At 72.5% G+C, this 18,436-nt stretch carries 18 protein-coding genes; 7 read left to right on the top strand and 11 right to left on the bottom strand.

Going from position 1 to position 18,436, the window contains the following annotated elements:
- Positions 1-74: 74 nt before the first annotated feature.
- Entirely contained in the window at positions 75-2,924 is a 2,850-nt protein-coding gene (locus tag AB0C12_RS42125; RefSeq protein ID WP_360556642.1) for a discoidin domain-containing protein, read from the bottom strand.
- Positions 2,925-2,940: 16 nt separating this feature from the next.
- Positions 2,941-4,803, bottom strand: a complete 1,863-nt coding sequence (locus tag AB0C12_RS42120) for a beta-L-arabinofuranosidase domain-containing protein (protein WP_360556641.1) — start codon at positions 4,801-4,803, stop codon at positions 2,941-2,943.
- 155 nt (positions 4,804-4,958) lie between these two features.
- Between AB0C12_RS42120 and AB0C12_RS42115 the strand changes: the two genes are divergently transcribed.
- Genes AB0C12_RS42115 through AB0C12_RS42105 form a run of 3 tightly spaced genes read left to right on the top strand, consistent with a single transcriptional unit; the run spans position 4,959 to position 6,965 of the window.
- On the top strand, positions 4,959-5,981 hold the full coding sequence (locus AB0C12_RS42115) for a LacI family DNA-binding transcriptional regulator (RefSeq protein WP_360556639.1): 1,023 nt from the start codon (positions 4,959-4,961) through the stop codon (positions 5,979-5,981).
- Between the two features lie 23 nt (positions 5,982-6,004).
- Complete coding sequence (locus AB0C12_RS42110) at positions 6,005-6,724, top strand: hypothetical protein (RefSeq protein ID WP_360556638.1); 720 nt, start codon at positions 6,005-6,007, stop codon at positions 6,722-6,724.
- A complete protein-coding gene (locus tag AB0C12_RS42105) occupies positions 6,696-6,965 on the top strand; it encodes a GNAT family N-acetyltransferase (RefSeq protein ID WP_360556636.1) in 270 nt (89 codons plus the stop codon). Before AB0C12_RS42110 ends, AB0C12_RS42105 begins: the two co-directional genes overlap by 29 nt.
- A gap of 21 nt (positions 6,966-6,986) precedes the next feature.
- Here AB0C12_RS42105 and AB0C12_RS42100 read toward each other — a convergent pair whose 3' ends face one another.
- The 5 genes from AB0C12_RS42100 to AB0C12_RS42080 form a co-directional block, all read right to left on the bottom strand.
- Entirely contained in the window at positions 6,987-7,844 is an 858-nt protein-coding gene (locus AB0C12_RS42100) for an LLM class flavin-dependent oxidoreductase (RefSeq protein WP_360556635.1), read from the bottom strand.
- Positions 7,841-8,752, bottom strand: coding sequence for a chlorophyllase (locus AB0C12_RS42095; RefSeq protein WP_360556633.1), 912 nt, complete (start codon positions 8,750-8,752; stop codon positions 7,841-7,843). The genes AB0C12_RS42100 and AB0C12_RS42095 overlap by 4 nt, the downstream gene beginning before the upstream one ends.
- A 126-nt stretch (positions 8,753-8,878) precedes the next feature.
- A complete protein-coding gene (locus tag AB0C12_RS42090; protein ID WP_360556632.1) occupies positions 8,879-9,454 on the bottom strand; it encodes a TetR/AcrR family transcriptional regulator in 576 nt (191 codons plus the stop codon).
- Between the two features lie 49 nt (positions 9,455-9,503).
- Positions 9,504-9,659 (bottom strand): hypothetical protein, encoded by a 156-nt coding sequence (locus AB0C12_RS42085; RefSeq protein WP_360556630.1) that lies wholly within the window; start codon positions 9,657-9,659, stop codon positions 9,504-9,506.
- A complete protein-coding gene (locus tag AB0C12_RS42080; RefSeq protein WP_360556628.1) occupies positions 9,656-10,273 on the bottom strand; it encodes a VOC family protein in 618 nt (205 codons plus the stop codon). Before AB0C12_RS42080 ends, AB0C12_RS42085 begins: the two co-directional genes overlap by 4 nt.
- Before the next feature lie 237 nt (positions 10,274-10,510).
- Between AB0C12_RS42080 and AB0C12_RS42075 the strand changes: the two genes are divergently transcribed.
- Both AB0C12_RS42075 and AB0C12_RS42070 read left to right on the top strand, forming a co-directional pair.
- On the top strand, positions 10,511-12,001 hold the full coding sequence (locus tag AB0C12_RS42075; RefSeq protein WP_360556626.1) for a DHA2 family efflux MFS transporter permease subunit: 1,491 nt from the start codon (positions 10,511-10,513) through the stop codon (positions 11,999-12,001).
- 10 nt (positions 12,002-12,011) lie between these two features.
- Complete coding sequence (locus AB0C12_RS42070) at positions 12,012-12,731, top strand: SDR family oxidoreductase (RefSeq protein WP_360556624.1); 720 nt, start codon at positions 12,012-12,014, stop codon at positions 12,729-12,731.
- A gap of 6 nt (positions 12,732-12,737) precedes the next feature.
- Here the strand turns inward: AB0C12_RS42070 and AB0C12_RS42065 are convergent, their stop codons facing one another.
- Both AB0C12_RS42065 and AB0C12_RS42060 read right to left on the bottom strand, forming a co-directional pair.
- Positions 12,738-13,430 carry an NAD(P)-binding domain-containing protein gene (locus AB0C12_RS42065; RefSeq protein WP_360556623.1) on the bottom strand — a complete coding sequence of 231 codons (693 nt, stop codon included), beginning with the start codon at positions 13,428-13,430 and terminating at the stop codon, positions 12,738-12,740.
- Between the two features lie 3 nt (positions 13,431-13,433).
- Positions 13,434-14,465 carry an LLM class flavin-dependent oxidoreductase gene (locus tag AB0C12_RS42060; protein WP_360556621.1) on the bottom strand — a complete coding sequence of 344 codons (1,032 nt, stop codon included), beginning with the start codon at positions 14,463-14,465 and terminating at the stop codon, positions 13,434-13,436.
- Positions 14,466-14,536: 71 nt separating this feature from the next.
- Here AB0C12_RS42060 and AB0C12_RS42055 point away from each other — a divergent pair, with 71 nt between their 5' ends.
- Positions 14,537-15,007, top strand: a complete 471-nt coding sequence (locus AB0C12_RS42055) for a MarR family transcriptional regulator (protein WP_360556619.1) — start codon at positions 14,537-14,539, stop codon at positions 15,005-15,007.
- Positions 15,004-15,561 carry a hypothetical protein gene (locus AB0C12_RS42050; RefSeq protein WP_360556617.1) on the top strand — a complete coding sequence of 186 codons (558 nt, stop codon included), beginning with the start codon at positions 15,004-15,006 and terminating at the stop codon, positions 15,559-15,561. The genes AB0C12_RS42055 and AB0C12_RS42050 overlap by 4 nt, the downstream gene beginning before the upstream one ends.
- Before the next feature lie 7 nt (positions 15,562-15,568).
- On the opposite strand, the gene AB0C12_RS42045 is transcribed toward AB0C12_RS42050, so the two are convergent.
- Together AB0C12_RS42045 and uxaC are read right to left on the bottom strand one after the other, a co-directional pair.
- Positions 15,569-16,870 (bottom strand): mannitol dehydrogenase family protein, encoded by a 1,302-nt coding sequence (locus AB0C12_RS42045; protein WP_360556615.1) that lies wholly within the window; start codon positions 16,868-16,870, stop codon positions 15,569-15,571.
- A complete protein-coding gene (uxaC, locus tag AB0C12_RS42040; protein WP_360556613.1) occupies positions 16,867-18,264 on the bottom strand; it encodes a glucuronate isomerase in 1,398 nt (465 codons plus the stop codon). The genes AB0C12_RS42045 and uxaC overlap by 4 nt, the downstream gene beginning before the upstream one ends.
- Between the last annotated feature and the right edge of the window lie 172 nt (positions 18,265-18,436).

Below are 18,436 nucleotides of genomic sequence, written 5' to 3'. Positions count from 1 at the left end.
GATCGGTGGCGCGTGACGTGCGGAGAAAAGGGGCGCGGGGAGGATGCCGGGCACATCCTCCCCGCGGGCTCGCGCTACGGGCCGTACACCTGGAACTCGGTCAGTCCGGTCCGGAAGCCGGACGCGTGGGTGACCTGCACCCGCACCCGCTGGGTGTCGACCGCGGCGAAGCGGATCCGGTTGTAGTTCGCGCGCGGCGTGGTCGGCGTGCGCACCGCCGAGGAGACGGCGACCCAGGCACTGCCGTCGAAGTACTGCACCTGGTACGCCGACGGCTGCCGGTAGCGGTTGCCGGCCCGGTCGTTGCGGAAGTACAGCCGCAGCTCGTCGATACGGCGGGACTGCCCGAGGTTCACCTCAAGCGTGTCCGTGCCGTTGGGTGAGCCGTAGGTGCCCCAGATCGGTTCGTTGACCGGATATCCGTCGACCGCGGCGGATCCGGAGGTGCCGGCGGCCGTGTACGACGCGGTGGTCGTCGCGCCGCGGGCGTAGTTGGGCCGGGCCGAGGTCAGGTCGGTGCCGGCCTTGGCGAACAGGTCGACCATGCGGGCGCTGCTCTGCACGACCTGGGTCGGGGACTGGATCCCGCCGACCGCGGTGCTGAAGGTGACCGAGCCGCCCGCGGGCAGGGTGACCGCGCCGGTGGCCGGGTTGTACAGCACGCGGGTGAGCCGGTCGACGGTGAACGCCCGGGTGCCGTTGAGGAAGACCGAGTAGCCCTGCGGTATGCCGGGGTAGCGGGTGATGCCGTCGGCCGGGTCGTCCCAGACCACCGACAGGTCGGCGTTGCGGTAGCGGAGGTTGTTGGCCGCGAAGTGCGACCAGCCGATGCCGATCGGGCTCAGCTCGACCTGGTTGTCGTTGCGCGGGCGCAGTCCCATGACGTCCTCGATGACCGTCCAGTTGCTGCTGCCGAGGATGTTGTGGTGGATCCAGGACCGGTAGTCGATGGTCCGGGTGCCGGCGTTCCAGTTGGCCCAGAACTCGTTCGCGTCGGGCCACCGGGTGTCCCCGCCGACGTACTGCGACCAGGCGTTCCAGTACAGCAGCTTCTTGTAGTCCTCGGCGGTCATCCACTGGTTCGGGTAGTTGCGCAGCACCGAGGAGTAGAGCCGGAACTGCACGGTGGAATTGATGGTGGAGAAGTTGTTGCTGCCGGGCTGGCCGGCCGCGGCAGCGGCCGCCTTGTCCCGCTGGTTCGCGGTGAAGAACGGGAAGATCGGATACTCGGCCGGGTCGGCGAACAGCCGCAGCGCCTGCTTGTACACCTCGGTGTTCGGGATCGCGCCGACCGAGAACGGGTAGTAGTTGTTGATCTCCTTCCAGGGCACGTGGGCGTCGGTGGCGACGTGCCGGTGCTCGAACAGCTGACGGCTGGGATTCCAGAGCACGCCGACGATCGCGGCGCGGACCCGTTCGGCCAGCCGGCGCATCTCGTCGGCCTTGGCGGTGTTGCCGGTCGCCTCGTACGCCTGGGCGGCGGCCAGGGCGTTGCTGTAGACGTACGCCGACTCGGTGCGGTCGAGCTGACCGGCACGCCAGTGGAACGACACCGCGTCGGCGTCGTTGCCGGTCAGCGCGCCCCAGTCGTACTCGATGAGGCCGTTGCCGTCGTGGTCGTAGAAGGCCAGCTGGTCCTTGACGTCACCCTCGGCGTACCGGGCGAGGTTGCCGGCGATGGCCGGCTGCCCGCCGTGGATCTGGTACGACCGCCACGCCGCCTCGGAGATGTACTGGGTGTAGCTGTTGGACCAGTTCTCCGGGTCGCCCGGGTTGTCGACGAAGCGGCCCCCCTTGGACACCTGACCGACCGACACCCACGGCCCGTACGCGTAGACCGGGTCACGCAGGTACTTCAGGTCGTCGATGTGCATCGGCTGGGTCAGCACGATGGCGTTGTTGTAGCCCAGCGCGCCCTCGACCGAGGTGGGGAACTGGAAGTCCTGCCCGGGGATGTCGGCGTCGAGGTGGTTGAAGCGCATCAGCCACCAGCGGTAGTAGATGTTCTTCTTGATGGCCGGCTCGGGCACGTCCAGGTAGGGCACGTTCTGCGCCCACCACCGGTTGTACTCCCGCGTCTGGGTGGCGAACGCGGTGGCCGGGGAGTAGCCCCGGTACGTCGTGTACTCGGTCAGCGACTCGGGGATCTCCGAGGTCACGAAGCCCAGCTGCACCTTGGTGGTGACCGTGGCGCCGGGGGCGACGGTGATCGAGCGGGTGAGGCCGCCGCCGGTGACCGTGAAGTCGTCACCGGACAGCCGCGGATACAGCGTGGTGAGGTTGTTGCGGGCGTTGACCTGGCCGGTGAGCTCGGTGCCGGCGGCCGTGGTCGCGTACGGCGAGGTGGCGCGCAGCTGCACGGTGGTGGCGGCGGTGCCGGTGTTGGTGACGGCGAGGGTGGCCACCGCGACGTTCTGCTGGGTGATGAACTTCGTCTGGTTGATGCGTACCGAGCCGCTGGTGTGCACGCTGCGGAAGTGGCTGGGCGCCTGCCAGCGCTGCGCGACCTGCTCGGTGAAGGTCCCCGGCGACGCGGTCACGGTGAAGGCGCTGCGGTCGTCGATGCTCTCCCAGTACGCGACCTGGCCGCCGAAGCCGAGCGTGCCCGGGTTGTGGGTCTTCATGAACAGGGCCCGGCCCCGGCTCATCAGCCAGGTCCCGGCCGGGTCGTTGCCCGGGCGGGCCAGCAGCCGGTCCATCCAGTAGTCGGTGCCGCCGCTCTCCGCGTCGAAGATGGCCGCCATGGTGTTGCCGGTGCTGAGACCGACCGGTGGCGCCGGGATCGCCGGGCCGGAGAAGCCGGGGTAGCCGATCGTCTGCGCCGCACTCCCGGGGGAGGCGGTGCCGAGCACGGTGGCGACGGTGGTGGACAGGACGACGGTCAGCGCGGCTGCCAGTCCGGGTCTCCAGCGGGCGTACGGCATCGCGTCACCTCCAGTTCTACGCAGGGGTAGTGGGCAGCCAGACGCGCATCGTGGTGGGACCGCGGCGGGCCCAGCGGTGGTACGGCACGAGTGGCACCAGGCGCGGCGTCCGCGGTTCCCCGGGCTCGCCCCCGATCCCGTGGTACGGCCAGGGCGCTTCGGCGGGAGCGGCGAACCAGCCCTTGACCGCGTCGGTCTGCGGGGCCACCGTCGTGTCGACGCGCAGGTCGTCCAGCTGGGCGCCCGGATCGAGGTCGACCGACTCGGCGCACATCACCAGGGGACCGACCTCGACCGCGACGCATCCGCGTACCGCGTCGACCCGGGGGTCGGCGGCGGTCCACCGCGGCCGCAGCGGCAGTTCCAGGCAGATCTCCTCCCCGGCGGTGAACCGCCGGGTGATCGTGACCGGGCCGGGCCGCACGAACCGGCTGCCGGTCCGGTCCACCACCCGGGCGTCGCCCGCCCAGGCCGGGACGCGCAGGGTGAGCGTCCGCTCCCGGTCCTCGGCGGCCTCCACCCGGACCACGACCACGCCGTGGTCCGGGTAACCGGTCCGCACGGCGAGGTCCAGCCCGCCGGCGCAGACATCGAGATCGGCGTACTGGTGCAGCTGCACCCCGTCGTCGTCGCTGGTCACCAGGTACGACTCCAGACTCGCCAGCAGCCGGGCGAGGTTGGGCAGGCAGCACGACACCTCGAACCACGGCGCCCGCGGCCCGCCGCCGAAGCGCAGCTGCTCGCGATCGCCCGGGAGGCTCTCCGTACGGGTGCGCTGGTGCAGCGTGTTGGCGTAGAAGAAGCCACGCCCGTCGTCGGCGACCGCGGTGGCGACGACGTTGTAGAGCACCCGTTCCACGATGTCGCCGTAGCGGGTGTCGCCGGTGGCCAGCAGCAGCCGGTGGGCCAGCATGACCGTGGCGACCCCGGCGCAGGTCTCGGCGTACGCGCGGTCGGCCGGCAGCACGAAGTCGTCACCGAACGACTCGTCCAGGTGCCGGGAGCCCATCCCGCCGGTGAGGTAGGTGCGGCGGGCCAGCGTACGGTCGAACTGGCGCCGCACGGCCGCCAGCAGATCGGCATCGCCGGTCTCGACGGCCACGTCGACCGCGCCGGCCGCGAGATAGAGCGCGCGCACCGCGTGGCCGCGGAACACCTCGGCGTGGCGCACCGGGACGTCGTCCTGGAAGTACGCCCAGCCGAACTCGTGCTCCGGCAGGCCGCGCTGCCCGCGTCGGTCGACGAACCAGCTCGCCTGGTCCAGGTAGCGCCGCTCGCCGGTCTCCCGGTACAGCTCGACGAGCGCGGTCTCGATCTCCGGATGCCCGCAGACACCCTCGTTGCGGCCCGGCCCGAAGATCTCGCAGACATGGTCGGCGGCCCGCCGCGCGACCTCGACCAGCCGCGGCGCGCGACCGGTGCGAGCCGCGGCCACACCCGCCTGCAGCAGGTGGCCGATGCAGTAGAGCTCATGGCCGAAGGTCAGGTCGCTGTAGCGCTCGTCCTGGCCGGGCCGGCCGTACGCGGTGCTCAGGTAACCGTCGTCAGCCTGGGCCCGGGCGAGCAGGCTGGTCAGGAAGCCGAGGTCGGCGGTGTGCTCGTCGGTGTCCCAGCACAGTGCCTCGAGGAGCTTGTAGATCTCGGAGTCGGCGAACTCCCGGCCCCGGCGGCCGAACGGTGAGGCGGTGAAGTTGCCGGTCCAGCCGAGCCGGTCCATCCAGGTGCGGCAGTGCGCGAGGGTCGCGGTGCTGTTGACCGCCTGCCGCTCACCCCAGAAACCCCCGGCGAGGCGTACGGACGACAGCGGAACCGGCCGCAGGGCACCCCGTGACGGCGCGACAGGGCCACCCCGGGAGGGCACGGTGTCTGCTTCGCTCATGCGCTGCTCCGAAACTCCGAAAACCTTTTCGGGAAGCGTGGCAGCGCTCCCACGCATTGTCAACGATCTATTTCTGGCTTGTTTCCTTATCGAACGGCCGTGGCGGGTGGGCCGCGCCGTCGCTATGCTGACGAAAAGTTTTCGGGGGGCGGTTCATGGCGCGGCGACGGTCCGGGGTCACGTTGTCCGACGTCGCCCAGCGCGCGGGCGTCTCCCTGGCGACCGCGTCCAAGGCGCTGAACGCCCGCGACGAGGTGGCCCCGGCGACCCGGCAGCGCGTCATCATGGCCGCCGACGAGCTCTCGTTCCAGCCCAACGTGCTGGCCCGCGGCCTGATCTCCGGTAACACCCGGACCATCGGCCTGCTCACCGACGAGCTCTCCGCCGCCCGCTTCACCATCCCGGTCCTGCTGGGCGCGGAGAACGCCCTCGGCAACGAGCAGATGAGCGTGCTGCTGTGCGACGCCCGCGGCGACGCCATCCGCCGCCGGCACTACATCCGCACCCTGCTGGCCCGCCAGGTCGACGGCTTCATCGTGCTCGGCGACGCCAACGAGATCCGCCCGTCCCTGACCGCGGACATCCCGGTGCCGGTGGTGTACGTCTTCTGCGAGTCCGACAACCCCGCCGACGTGTCCATCGTGGCCGACGACGCGGGCGGCGCCCGGCTCGCCGCCGAACACCTGGTGTCGCTGGGCCGGCGCCGGATCGCCCACATCACCGGCGACCCGACCTACCGCGCGGCCCGCGACCGGGCGGCGGCGACCCGCGAGGTGCTCGACGCGGCCGGCCTGCCCCTGGCCGCCGAACCGATGTTCGGCCAGTGGTCCCAGCGCTGGGGCCGCCACGCGGCGACGGTGCTGCTCGCCGGCCACCCGGACGTCGACGCGATCTTCTGCGGCAGCGACCAGATCGCGTACGGGGTGACGGAAGCCCTGCGCGACCTGGGCCGATCGATCCCGGACGACATCGCGGTGGTCGGCTACGACAACTGGGAGGTCATCGCCGCGGAATGCCGCCCGCCGCTGACCACAGTCGACCTGAACCTGGAACAGCTGGGCGCGTCAGCGGTACGGCACTTGTTCGCCGCCCTCGACGGCGCCCCCACCTCGGGCGTGATCCGGGAGCCCGGCCGCCTGATCGTCCGCGAATCCACCGGCATCGCACCCGGCCGCTGAGCACCGGTCGCTACCCTGGGGCGGTGGCCCCCGATCTGGTCCTGCTGTCCCGGACTTCCTTCCGTGACCAGGAGATCGTGGGTCCCCGGTTGCAGGCCCTCATCGCCCTGCTCGCCGGTGCGCTGCGCACCGGCTGCGGCACCGGGCGGCTGATCGAGGGCATCTGGCCCGACCACCGGCCCGGGAATCCGCCCAAGGCGCTGCAGATTCTCGTCTCGCGGGCCCGGTCGCAGCTCGGCGCCGACCTCATCGTCCGGACCCCGACCGGGTACCGACTCACGCTGAGCGACGACCAGGTCGACAGCTCGGCGGTTCTGCTCCGGGCCGAGGCCACCGCCAGGTGTTCGCTGGCCGGCGACCACGCCGCCGCCCTCCGGCACGCCGACGCCGGGCTCGCTCTCTGGGCCGGCGCCGGGCCGGGACCGGCCGGCGATCCGCTCGCCGCGCTGCGAGCCGAGCGGTGGGTCACCCATCGCACCCTGGTACGGGCCCGCGCGCTCGCCCTGGCCCGGCTCGACCGGCCGGCCGAGGCGGTGGAGCTGCTGGCCGCGGTGGCGGCCGAGCGACGAGGAGGTGCTCGTCGAGCTGGTGCGGTGCGAGGCGGCGACGGTCGGCCGGCCGGCCGGCCGCGGCGCTGGGTCGCCCGGCGGGCTCGGCAAGACCCGGCTCGTTCATGCCGTGGCCCGTCGGTCCGGGGTGTCGGCCGTTACCGTCGTGCCGTTCGCCGGCATCTCCGGCCCTGATGACGTGGTCCGGGAGGTGGCCGCCTGGGGACAGGGGTACGCCACCGAGGCGGCCCGGGCGAGTTTGGCATACGGGTTCGACGGGTGCGGGCTGTCCTCGATCGTCGCGGTGGTGCGCCACGAGAACGCGGCCTCCCGGCACGTGCTGGAGAAGCTCGGCATGCGCCCGGAACGGGACGGCGTCTTCTACGGCGCTGACGCCACCTTGTTCGGCCTTGATGCCGGTGATCTCCACCGCTGACACCTCAAGGTGAGGTGAAGGTCAGGTCGCGCCGATGAGCTCGGCGGCGACCCAGCCGGCGACGCCGGGCGGGTAGGGCGCCGGCAGGCTCAGCACGACGTGACCGAAGCCGGCGCCGGTCGCCTCGTCGATCGCGGCGCGGGTGCTCTCCGGCCGGTCGTAGTCGACCGACAGGTGGATCGAGCGGAGGATCGTGGCCGGGTCGCGACCGATGTCGGCGCAGTAGCGGTCCAGCAGCGCGCTGCGGTGGACCACGTCCTCGAGGTCACCGCCGGGAATGTTCCACACGTCCGCGTGTTCGGCGACCACCCGTAGCGTGGCGGCGGAGCGCCCGCCGATGAGGATCGGCGGGTGCGGGCGCTGGATAGGTTTCGGGCTCCCGTACGCGCCGGTGAGCCGCACGTGCTCGCCCGGGAAGTCGAACGGCTCGGTCTCGGTCCACAGCCGCCGGATCACCGTGCACGCCTCGGCGAGGCTGCTCACGGCCTGCGCGGTGTCGTGGAAGGGCAGGCCGTGGGCCTCGTACTCGCGCCGGGCCAGCGGGTGACCCGGCCGGGAGCCCACCCCGATGCCCAGGGTGAGCCGGCCCGCCGAGACGATGTCGACCGTCGTGGCCATCTTGGCCAGCAACGCCGGGGGCCGGAAACGGTTGCTGGTCACGAGCAGGCCCAGCCCCAGCCGCGTGGTCAGTGCGGCGAGGGCCGACAGCAGGGTCCAGCCCTCGAAGGCCGGTCCGGCCGGGTCGCCGCCGATCGGCATGAGGTGGTCGAACAGCCAGGCGTGCTCGATCTCCGGGATCGCGTCCGCCTCCTGCCAGACCCGCAGGATGTCGTCGTAGCCGACCTGTTGCGGGGCGGTCATGATGCCGAAGCTGGTCACTTCGACTCGATCCGGCCCAGCGCGTGCGAGCCCGTCACCAGCTCGGCGCTCGCCTCGGTCCAGCCGGGGTCCGCGGGATACAGCGCGCTGCGCAGGTACGCCCACGTGAGCCGCTGGATCAGGGCGACGCGTTCCGGGCTCTCGTCGGTTGTCGCGGTCAGGCCGTGACCGAGGATGCCGCCGAGCGAGTGCTCAGCCCCGAACAGAGTGAGCAGGCTCTTCGGACCCGGGCTGAGCATGTACGGGTCGGTGAACCAGTCCGGTCCCCGTACGGACAGCGCCGACTGGTCCTTGTCCCCGGCGACGATCAGGGCCGGGGTACGCATGGCGGTGAAGTCGGGGCTCATGAACGGGAAGTGCTCGGCGGCGAACGGCGACAGGTCGGCTCCGCCCGTACCGGTGGTGGCGAGCAGGACGCCCGCCTTGATCCGCGGATCGCTCAGGTCCTCGCCCGGAACGCCGCCGGCGTCCAGCACCCGGGCGCCGAGCAGCGTGCTCGCCGTCTGCCCGCCCCAGGAGTGGCCGGCCACGGCGATCCGGGTCCGGTCGAGCCGGCCGGCGAGGCCCGGTACGGACGCCTCGATGTGGTCCAGCTCGTCGAGGACGCGCTTGAGGTCCGCGATCCGGATCCGCCAGATGTCCGGGTGGCGCGGGTCGTCCGGGGTGACGGCCAGCGTCGCGGAGTCGAGGTGGGTCGGCTGGATCACCACGAAGCCGCGGGCGGCCCAATAGCCGGCCAGCGGTTCGTACTCGTGCATCGACGAGGCGAAGCCGTGCGAGAACACGATGATCGGCAGGTCGCGGCCGGTGACCGGGGCGGACACCCGGACCTGGAGGTCCTCGCCGCGGTCCGGGGCCGGCAGGACCACCGGGCGGAGGGAGACAACGGGGGTGATGGTGGTGGACATGGTGGTCACTCCTCGACGACTGACGTTGAAGCGGAACGTCGTTCCACATCCGAAGATATGGAGGCGTGTTCCGCTTAGCAAGCAGTGTGATGGAGGCCACCGGTGGGTGCCGGCAATCGGTGTGGGTCAGGAGGGTTTCGTGGCGCCGTACTTCAGGCCGTCGATCAGCAGCGCGACCATGCGCCGGCCGTGGTCGCCTTCTTCGCCGGACATGCACAGGGTGCTCACCGCGTAGAGCAGTTCCTGCGCGCTGACCTCGGCGCGTACCTCGCCGGCCGCGGTGGCGGCGTCGAGCAGGCCGCCCAGGGCCGGGCCGAGCCGCTGCAGGAAGTAGTCCGGCAGGACGTTGAAGGCGGGATCGCCCGAGTGCAGGGCCGCGGCCAGGCCCCGCTTGGTGGCGATGAAGTCGGTGAACCGGAAGATCCAGCGGCTCAGGGCCTCGCCGGGCTCGTGCTCCGCCGCCAGGACCGGGGCGGCCTCGGCGCAGGCGTCCACTTCGCGGCGGAACACGGCCGTGACCAGGTCGGACCGCAGCGGGAAGTGCCGGTAGAAGGTGCCGACCCCGACCCCCGCCTGGGCGGCGATCTCGCGGACGGGCGCGTCCACCCCTGAGGTGCTGAAGACGACCTTGGCGGCGTCGAGCAACGCGTCGATGTTGCGCTGCGCGTCCACCCGCACCCGCCGGCCCCCGTTCGTGCTCACGACACCACACCTCACCGGGACTCAACTGGAAGAGCGTTCCGGTTCGAGCTTACGTCAACGCGCGGGCCACCAGAGCTGGTCGCCCGCGCGCACCAACGTCCGGCCGACCGAACCGTTCCAGGGTGCCCATCACCGCCGGCTCGGCCTGCTCCGGTTCGGTGATGTCGGCCGGCACCGCGACGGCGTGACCGGCCGCGCCGGTCATGCCGGCAGGGCGGTGCCCGCCTGCTCGCGCACCATGTAGTCGGCGTACCAGGCCGGCCAGTCGGGGTCCGCCGCGCCGATGCGCGCCTCGTGCTCGCCGTGCGCGGCCGCGGCCCGGCGCAGCGCGTCGGCGAGGTCCGTGGTCGAGGCGAACGTGGTGGCGGCCGGGTCCACCCGTCCCGGGAGCCGGGTGGTGACCTCCTGCAGGACCCAGCCGTTGCCGTCCGGGTCGCTGAACGACAGGAACGAGCCGTAGCTGTGGCGGGCCGGATCGGCCCCCGGCACCCGAGCGTCGGTGCCGGCGTGGTGGAAGATGCCGCCGGCGTCGTGGAACACCTCGCTCGGTTCGGCGCCCAGCCGCTTCAGCTCGTCGTGCGCCGCGTCGATGTCGGTCACGATCAGGTGCAGGCCCTGGGCCGTACCGGGCGCCTGCGCCGTGACCGAGGTGCCGAAGATGACCGAGGCCGGCGACCCGGGCGGCGTCACCTGCACCACCCGGAAGGTCTCGCCGGTGGCGATGTCGGCGTCGAGCCGCCAGCCCAGCGCCGTGTAGAAGTCCTTGGCCCGGTCCACGTCCGACACCGGTACCACGACGACCTCGAGTTTCATGTCCATGACTTGCGCCTCCCGCTCGGCCGGAATCCCAACGCACCCAATGTCGCCGTCCCGGCGCCGGGGTCGCGCCCGTGTATGTCCCTGGTCGGCCCGGGACCAGGGAGTGCCACGGGCGCGAAGCGGGCCCCGGTGGCCGGATCGTGGACCCCGCAGGAGATGTCTCCCGAGGAGGTCCGACATGCAAGCCACCCCGCTGAGCCCGCAACCCACCGATTCGGCGGGCGCGGTGACACTGCCGTGAGCGCCGACCCGGGTACGGCGGCAGACCCCGGTGCGGGGCTCATCCCGCTGCGCGGGGCGCGCGGCACGGCGCTCATCGCGGCGACGGTGCTGGCCTCGATGGTCGGCTTCCTCGACGCGTACATGATCAACGTCGCGGTCCCGGCGATCGGGCGTGACCTGAACGCGAGCGTGAGCGAGCTGCAGTGGGTCCTGACCGGCTACCTGATCACGGTCGCGGCGTTGCTGCTGCTCGCCGGGGCGCTCGCCGATCATTTCGGGCCGCGGCGGATCCTGATCACCGGGCTGCTGGTGATGCTGGTCGCCTCGCTCTGCTGCGCCGTCGCCCCGACGCCGCTGACCCTGATCCTGGCCCGGCTGGTGCAGGGCGTCGGCGGGGCGTTCGTCGTGCCGAGCAGCCTCGCGCTGCTCAACGGCACGTTGCGCGGGCCGGACCGGGCGCGGGGCATCGGCATCTGGGCCGGCATCTCCACCCTCGGCACCACCCTCGGCCCGTACGGCGGCGGCTGGCTCGTCGACCACACGTCGTGGCGCTACGTCTTCCTGCTCAACCTGCCGCTCATCGCCGCCGCGCTCTGGGTGCTGCGCAGGGTCCCGCCGACCGCGAGCCCGCGGCGACCGCTTTCCGTCGATGCCGTCGGGGCCCTGCTCGCCGTGATCGGCCTGGGCGGTGTCATCTACGCCCTCACCGCGGCGCCGGAGTCGGGATGGACGACCGGACCGGTGCTGGCGTCCGGCCTGCTCGGGCTGGTGTGTCTGGTCGCCCTGGTCCCGGTCGAACAGCGCCGGCACCGCCCGATGCTGCGGACGGAGCTGTTCCGGTCCCGGCCGTTCAGCGCGATCAACGCGGCCACCCTGCTCTTCTACGGCGCCCTGGCCGCCGCCAGCTACCTGGTCATCCTCCAGCTGGAGCTGCGGCTGGGCTACAGCGCCACCGCGGCCGGGGCGGCCCTGATCCCCGAGTCCGCCGTGTTCCTGGTCGTCTCCCCGCTGGTCGGCGGGCTCGTCGCCCGGGTCGGCACCCGCCGGCCGATGGCGGCCGGCATCCTCATCGTGGCCGCCGGGTTCGGCTGGCTGTCGGCGGCCCGCCCCGGCGACTCGTACGCCCAGGCGATCCTGCCCGGCGCGATCCTCTGGGGCCTCGGCATCGGGCTGGCCGTCGCCCCGCTCACCGCTGGGGTGCTCGCCGCCGTCGACGACAGCGACCTCGGCGAGGCGTCGGCGATCAACGACGCCGCGTCCCGGGTCGGCGGGGTCGTCCTGGTCGCGCTCGTCCCGGCCCTGCTCGGGGCCGGTGGTGCGCCCGGTCTCACGCAGCCGCTCGCCGCGAACTACCAGTCCGCGATGCTCGTCATGGCCGGCCTGACCGTGGCCGCCGCCGCGCTCACGGCCCTGCTCGTCCCCAGCCGCCGCAGCACCGGACAGCACGCCGCGCCCAACCCCCGGCTACACACGTGTGCCGCGCCCGAACCGGCCGCGGCCGTCTGAGGAGGACACCATGCACAGTCTCTCGGGAAGCACCGTCGTCATCATCGGCGGCACCTCCGGCATCGGGCTGGAGACGGGCCGCCAGGCCCACGCGGCGGACGCCAAGGTCATCGTCACCGGTCGTGACCAGGGCAGGCTCGACGCCGTCCGCGACGAGCTGGGCGCCTCGACGATCCAGCTCGACCTGGGCGACCCGGCCGGGCTGCACCGCTTCTTCACCGAACTGCCCGCGCCGGTCGACCACGTGCTGGTCTCCGGCGGCGGCCCGACCTACGCACCGATCGCCGAGATGGACTTCGAGCAGGCTCGCGCCTCGCTCGACGAGCACCTGGTCGGAGCGTTACGGATCGCCCGCGAGTGCGCCACCCGGGTCCGTCCCGGCGGATCGCTGACGTTCCTGAGCGGTACGGGCGCCCGCCGCCCCGGCCACGGCCTCGTGCTCGCCGCCATCGGCACCGCGGCTCTGCCGGCCATCACGGCCAACGCCGCCCTGGAGATCGCGCCGGTCCGGGTCAACGCGATCGCCCCCGGCTTCGTCGACACCCCGCTGTCGGCCCGCCTGCTCGGTGATCAGCTCGAATCACGCCGGGCGGAGCTGCGCGCCACGCTGCCGATCGGACGGGTCGTCGGACCGGAGGACGTGGCGGCGCTCGCCCTGCACCTGATGACCAACACCGCGCTCACCGGCGCCACCTACGACGTCGACGGCGGCCAGCAGCTCCTGCGCTGAGCGGGGTCAGTCAGCCGCCGGGGCGGGCACTCCTCGGGCCGCGGCCACGAGCCGGCCCCGGTCCGAGGCGGGGAAGCGGTCGAGCATGGCCCGTACCCCGGCGGCGTCGGTGTTCGCCCCGAACAGCTCCGAGCCGGGCTCCATCCGTACCCCTTCGGCCAGCGGCCCGGCCACGACCGGGTCGAAACCGAGATCGTCGACCAGGGCCGCGACCGCGGCCACGTCGGCCGGGTCGTCCCCGGCGATCGCGATGGCCTTGCGCCCGGCCGCGCCCGCCGGCCGGGCCCCGCTCTCCAGATCGTGATAACCCATGTGGTTGAAGGCCTTCACGAGCCGCGCGCCCGGCAGGAAGTCCCGCACGATCTCGCTGGAGGAGGTACGCGGGTCGGTGAGGTCGTCGCGGATCCCGTCGACCTCCCACCAGTAGTTCATCGCGTCGACGACCAGCTTGCCGCGCAGCGCGTCCACGGGCATCCCGCGGTGCTTGCCGAGCGGCAGCGCCAGCACGACGATGTCGGCGCCGGCAGCCGCCTCGGCCGCGGTCACGGCGATCGCGCCGGGCGTGATGACCTCGACGATCAGCGCGATCCGGGCCGGGTCGCCGGAACCGGCGATGAGCACCCGGTAGCCGGCGGCCAGAGCCAGCCGGGCCAGCACGGTGCCGACCTTGCCGGCGCCGAGAATGCCGATGGTGGTCACGGCTCAACCCTCCAGAATCTCGCGGACCAGGGGAGCCACCTTCGCGCCGAACAGCTCGACGGCGCGCGTACGGGCGCTGATCGGCTGGGCGCCCGCGGTGTAGATCAGGTCGAAGCGGCCCACGCCGAGCGTCCGGACCGCGCCGGCGATCTTGCGGGCCACCGTCTCCGGCGAGCCGATGTACAGCGAGCCGTGCGCGACCTCGTCGTCGAACTCCGCGCGGCGCAGCGGCGGCCAGCCGCGCAGGGCGCCGATCCGGTCCCGGATGACCTTGTACGCCGGGTAGAACAGCTCCTTGGCCTGCTCGTCGGTGTCCGCCACGAACCCGGGGGAATGCATCCCGACCGGGTGCGCGACCGTGCCCAGCTGCTCGGTGGCCCGGCGGTACAGGTCGAGGTAGGGCGCGAAACGGGCCGGGTTGCCGCCGATGATGGCCAGCATGAGCGGCAGCCCGTGCCGCGCGGTCCGGACCACCGACTGCGGGGAGCCACCGACGCCGACCCAGGTGTCGAGCCGGCCGGACTCGGTCTTGGGGAACACGTCGGCGTTCTCCAGCGCCGAGCGGGTGGTGCCGCTCCAGGTCACCGGCTCCTCGTCGAGCAGCTTGACGAAGAGCTCGAGCTTCTCCTCGAACAACACGTCGTAGTCGCTGAGGTCGTAGCCGAACAGCGGGAACGACTCGGTGAACGACCCGCGGCCCAGGATGGCCTGGGCCCGGCCCTGCGAGATCGCGTCCACCGTCGCGAAGCGCTGGAACACCCGGACCGGGTCGTCGGAGCTGAGCACGGTGACGCCCGAGGCCAGCTTGATCCGCGAGGTGCGCGCGGCGATCCCGGCCAGCACGGTCTCCGGGGTGGAGATCGAGTACTCGGGGCGGTGGTGCTCGCCGAGCGCGATGACGTCGACGCCGAGCTGGTCGGCCAGCACGGCCTCGTCGATGACCTGCCGGATCGCGACGGCGTGGGAGACGGGTACGCCGGCGTCGTCCACCGGCACGTCGCCGAAGGTGTCGAGACCGAGCACGAGCTCACTCATGGCGCTGTCCTCCAGTAATTGACATGTCAGCCAGTATGATTGACACATCAAACACAGGAGGGCCCCGAGTTATGCCGCGCCCGCGCCAACTGCCCGACCGCGCCGAGCTGCGCGCGTGGCGGGACTTCATCGAGACCACCGAGGCGCTGCGTACGGTGCTCGCCGGACGCCTGCAGAGCGACACCGGGCTCTCGCCGGGCGATTACGCCGTACTGCTGGCCCTGAGCGAGGCCGGGCCCGGCCGGATGCGCTCGTCGGAGCTGGCCGCCCAGGTCGGCTGGGAACGCAGCCGGCTGTCGCACCACCTCGGCCGGATGGAACGCCGGCACCTGATCCGCCGGGAGAAGGCGGCGGCTGACAGCCGCGGCGCGGAGATCATCCTGGCGCCGGCCGGGTGGACGGCCTTCCGCGAGGCCACGGCGCCGCACCTGCGGGCGGTCCGGGAGCTGTTCGTCGACGCGCTGACGCCGGCCCAGGTCGAGGCGGCGGCCGACATCGCCGCCGCCCTGCGCGAGCACCTCGAGCGCCTCGGCCATCGATGACACCCGAAGAATCGGTACGCGCCACCGCCGCTCGCCTCGGCGCCGTCGACTGGCAGCGCCACGGCTACCGCACCTGGTCGAAGGCGAAGCTGATGCTGGAGTATTTTCGGCGTGTCGCCCGGTGGCTGGACGCGTACGGGTGGGACGAGCCTGTGCCCTTCTTCGACCTCGCGGTCTACCTCGACCCCGACGTCCGGGCGGATCCCGGGGTGGTCGAGGAAGCGGTGCAGCAGGCGGCGAAGGGCGGCTGGAACGCCCAGCAGGTGGTGCCGTTCATCCTGCACTGGGCCGCGTTGCGCGCCGAGCCCGGCTTCGAGATTCCCGAGGGTCTGGAGGACCCGTTCGAACCGTTGCTCCTGCTGTTCGAGCGTGACGGTGGCTTCCACACCTCGAACGGCTACGCCGAGATGGAACACCTTTCCGTTCCCCTGGCCAGGTGGCGCGAGCGTGCTGCACGGCCCCCGCTGGCGAGCCTCGACCCGGCCGCCCTCGACGAGATCGACCGGGCCGGATCGATGAAGCAGTTCGGCTACGTCATGGGTCCGGAGGACTGAGTCTCTGTCACCCCCGCGCGGGCACCTGGGACTCGATCGCCTTGATCAGGTCGCGGTCTCCGGCGAGTTCCGGGGCCAGCAGCGCCAGCAGGTCCGGCACGGATCCGGCGCGCTCGCGGTACGGCGCAGCGCCCGCGTCGTCCACCGGTGCCCCGATGCCGCGCAGGTGACCGATCCAGGCGGCCAGGACGCGGGCCCCGCCGGCCGAGGTCCGGCCCGCGGCGCGCTCGCCGCGGATCACCGGCAGCACCCGGATCGGTATCTTCTGTGAGCCGTCGGCGGCGATCTGGGCCAGCAGGTGCCGGATCCGCGGGTTGGTGAACCGGGCGGTCAGCGCCGCCCGGTAGTCGGCCAGCTCGCCCGCCGGCAGCGGCACGTGCCGCGATGCCTCGTCCCACCACTGGGCCAGCCAGTCCCGGCAGACCGGGTCGGCCATGGCCTCCGCGATGGTGCCGTGGCCGCGGGCGCTTCCCGCGTACGCCAGCAGTGAATGCCCGCCGTTGAGCAGGAGCAGCTTGCGGGTCTCGTGCGGCTTGACGTCGGCGACGAAGCGCGCGTCCCACGCCGGCCGCCCGCCCGGGAAGTCGCCGCCGAGCACCCATTCGCTGAACGGTTCGGTGACCACCGGGACGGCGTCGGCGAAGCCGGTCCGCTCCCGCACGGCCTGGACGTCGCCGGGGGTGGTGCGCGGGGTGATCCGGTCGGCCATGGTCGTCACGAACGACACCGTGTCGCGGATCCACGGGACCAGCGCGGGGTCGGCCGCCGCGGCCAGGTCGAGCACGACCCGGGCGGTGGCCTCGCCGTTGCCGGGCAGGTTGTCGCAGGACACCACGGCCAGCGGTCCGGCGCCCGCGGCCCGGCGCGCGGCCAGGCCGGCGACCAGACGGCCCGGTACGGTGACCGCCGACGCGCCGGTGCGCACGGCGTCGAGATCGGCCCGTACGGCGGGGTCGTCCAGGTCGAGCCCGCCGGTACGGTCACGGCGGTACCCGGCCTCCGTCACGGTGAGCGTCACCACCGCCACCTCGGGCCGGGACAGGTATCCGCACCAGGCCGCGAGGTCGGTGCCCGGATGCGCGGCGACCACCGCGGTCTGTACGGCCATCTCGTCGTGCCCGGGACCGCGAACGATCAGCGTGTACCGCCCGTCCTGCGCCGCCAGCCGGTCGGCGAGCTCCGGCGAGCGCCCGGTGAACGCGGCGATGCCCCAGCCGGCGGCGTCCGGGGCGGCCCCGGTGTACCAGACCTGATGCGCCCGGAAGAAGCCGCCGAGACCGAGGTGGACGATCCGGACCGGCGCGGTCACAGCTTGAACACCTTGCGCGGCTGGTCGCTGACGAGGGCGGTCAGCGTGTCGTGGGCCTCGTCCTCGTCGAGCCGGTGGGCGGCGACCAGGCCGGCCAGGAAACCCGCGTCGAGGCGGCGCGACATGTCGTGCCGGGCGGGAATCGAGCAGAAGGCCCGGGTGTCGTCGATGAAGCCGGACAGCCGGCTGAATCCGGCGGTCTCGGTCACCCCGGCCTGGAAGCGCCCGATCTCGGCGGGGTTGTCGAGGAACCACCAGGGCGCGCCCGCGTACACGGCGGGGTAGAAGCCGGCCAGCGGGGCGATCTCCCGGCTGTACACGTCCGGGTCCACGGTGAACAGGACCAGGTGGAAGCCCGGGTACGTGCCGAAGCGGGTGAGCAGCGGCCGCAACGAGCGGGTCAGCTCGACGGCGACCGGGATGTCGTGACCGGTGTCCGGGCCGTACCGCTCGAACGTGGCCGGGTGATGGTTGCGGTACACGCCCGGGTGCAGGGTCATGACCAGGCCGTCCTCGCAGGACATGCGGGCCATCTCGAAGGTCATGTGCTGGCGGAAGGCGGTGGCCTCCGGCGGGGTGACGGTGCCGTCGAGCGCCCTCCGGTAGATGCGTTCGGCGTCGCGGTGGCCGAGCGGTTCGGTGCCCGCGTCGGCGTGACCGTGGTCGGCCGAGACGGCGCCGTGCGCGACGAAGTACCGGCGGCGTTCCTCCAGCGCGGCGACGTAGCCGGCGTAGTGGCCGCAGTCGCCGCCCAGTTCCTTGACCGCCTCGGGCCATCCCGGGCGGCCGACCTCCAGGTAGCGGTCCGGCCGGAAGGTGGGCGCGACGGTGGTGGACACGTCCGGGTCGGCGCGCAGCGCGTCGTGCACGGCCAGGTCGTCCGCGGGGTCGTCGGTGGTGGCCAGGAAGTCGATGCCGAAGCGGCGGAGCAGGGCCCGCGGCCGGTGGCTGGGCTGCCGCAACTGCGCGTCGATCAGGTCGTAGAGCGCGTCGGCATTGGCCGCGGACGGCCGCTCGGTGACGCCGAAGATGTCCACCAGCTCACTGTCGAACCAGTACCGCACGGGCGTGCCGCGCAGCAGGTGCCAGTGGCCGCACAGCAGCCGCCAGGCCGCCCGGGCCCGGTCCTCGCCCATCGGCCCCTCGCCCACGCCCAGGTCGGACAGCGGGATGCCACCGGCGTGCAGCAGCCGGGTCACGTAGTGGTCGGGCTGGATGAACAGGCTGGTCGGATCCGCGAACGGCGTGTCCTCTCCGAGGATGCGCGGGTCGACGTGCCCGTGCGGCGAGACGATCGGCAGGTCCCGGACGGCGGTGTACAGCCGGCGGGCGAGGTCGCGCACGCCGGGGTCGGCCGGCAGCAGGCGGTCGGGGTGCACGGTCAAGGTGGCCATCGCCTGAGCCTCGTGGTGTGACGCCCGGTCCACAAGCAATTGCCATCTGTTGTCGGCACGGGCAAGCAACAACGTGCAACTGATTGCCTGGCGCTGACCCGCGACGCAACCATCTCGTAACACTCCCGCCGTAATGCGGATCACATCGCACCGGCGAACAAGCCAAGGGAGA

The organism is Actinoplanes sp. NPDC048967 (genome assembly GCF_040649415.1).
In the GTDB taxonomy this organism is placed as follows: Bacteria; Actinomycetota; Actinomycetes; order Mycobacteriales; family Micromonosporaceae; genus Actinoplanes.
This window is presented reverse-complemented; position numbering and strand designations above follow the sequence as displayed.

Excerpts from the sequence above, each read along its gene's own strand:
- AB0C12_RS42125 (WP_360556642.1), bottom strand. The coding sequence starts at position 2,924 with ATGCCGTACGCCCGCTGGAGACCCGGACTGGCAGCCGCGCTGACCGTC.
- AB0C12_RS42120 (WP_360556641.1), bottom strand. The coding sequence starts at position 4,803 with ATGAGCGAAGCAGACACCGTGCCCTCCCGGGGTGGCCCTGTCGCGCCG.
- AB0C12_RS42115 (WP_360556639.1), top strand. The coding sequence starts at position 4,959 with ATGGCGCGGCGACGGTCCGGGGTCACGTTGTCCGACGTCGCCCAGCGC.
- AB0C12_RS42095 (WP_360556633.1), bottom strand. The coding sequence starts at position 8,752 with ATGTCCACCACCATCACCCCCGTTGTCTCCCTCCGCCCGGTGGTCCTG.
- AB0C12_RS42085 (WP_360556630.1), bottom strand. The coding sequence starts at position 9,659 with ATGACCGGCGCGGCCGGTCACGCCGTCGCGGTGCCGGCCGACATCACC.
- AB0C12_RS42080 (WP_360556628.1), bottom strand. The coding sequence starts at position 10,273 with ATGGACATGAAACTCGAGGTCGTCGTGGTACCGGTGTCGGACGTGGAC.
- AB0C12_RS42070 (WP_360556624.1), top strand. The coding sequence starts at position 12,012 with ATGCACAGTCTCTCGGGAAGCACCGTCGTCATCATCGGCGGCACCTCC.
- AB0C12_RS42060 (WP_360556621.1), bottom strand. The coding sequence starts at position 14,465 with ATGAGTGAGCTCGTGCTCGGTCTCGACACCTTCGGCGACGTGCCGGTG.
- AB0C12_RS42055 (WP_360556619.1), top strand. The coding sequence starts at position 14,537 with ATGCCGCGCCCGCGCCAACTGCCCGACCGCGCCGAGCTGCGCGCGTGG.
- AB0C12_RS42050 (WP_360556617.1), top strand. The coding sequence starts at position 15,004 with ATGACACCCGAAGAATCGGTACGCGCCACCGCCGCTCGCCTCGGCGCC.
- uxaC (WP_360556613.1), bottom strand. The coding sequence starts at position 18,264 with ATGGCCACCTTGACCGTGCACCCCGACCGCCTGCTGCCGGCCGACCCC.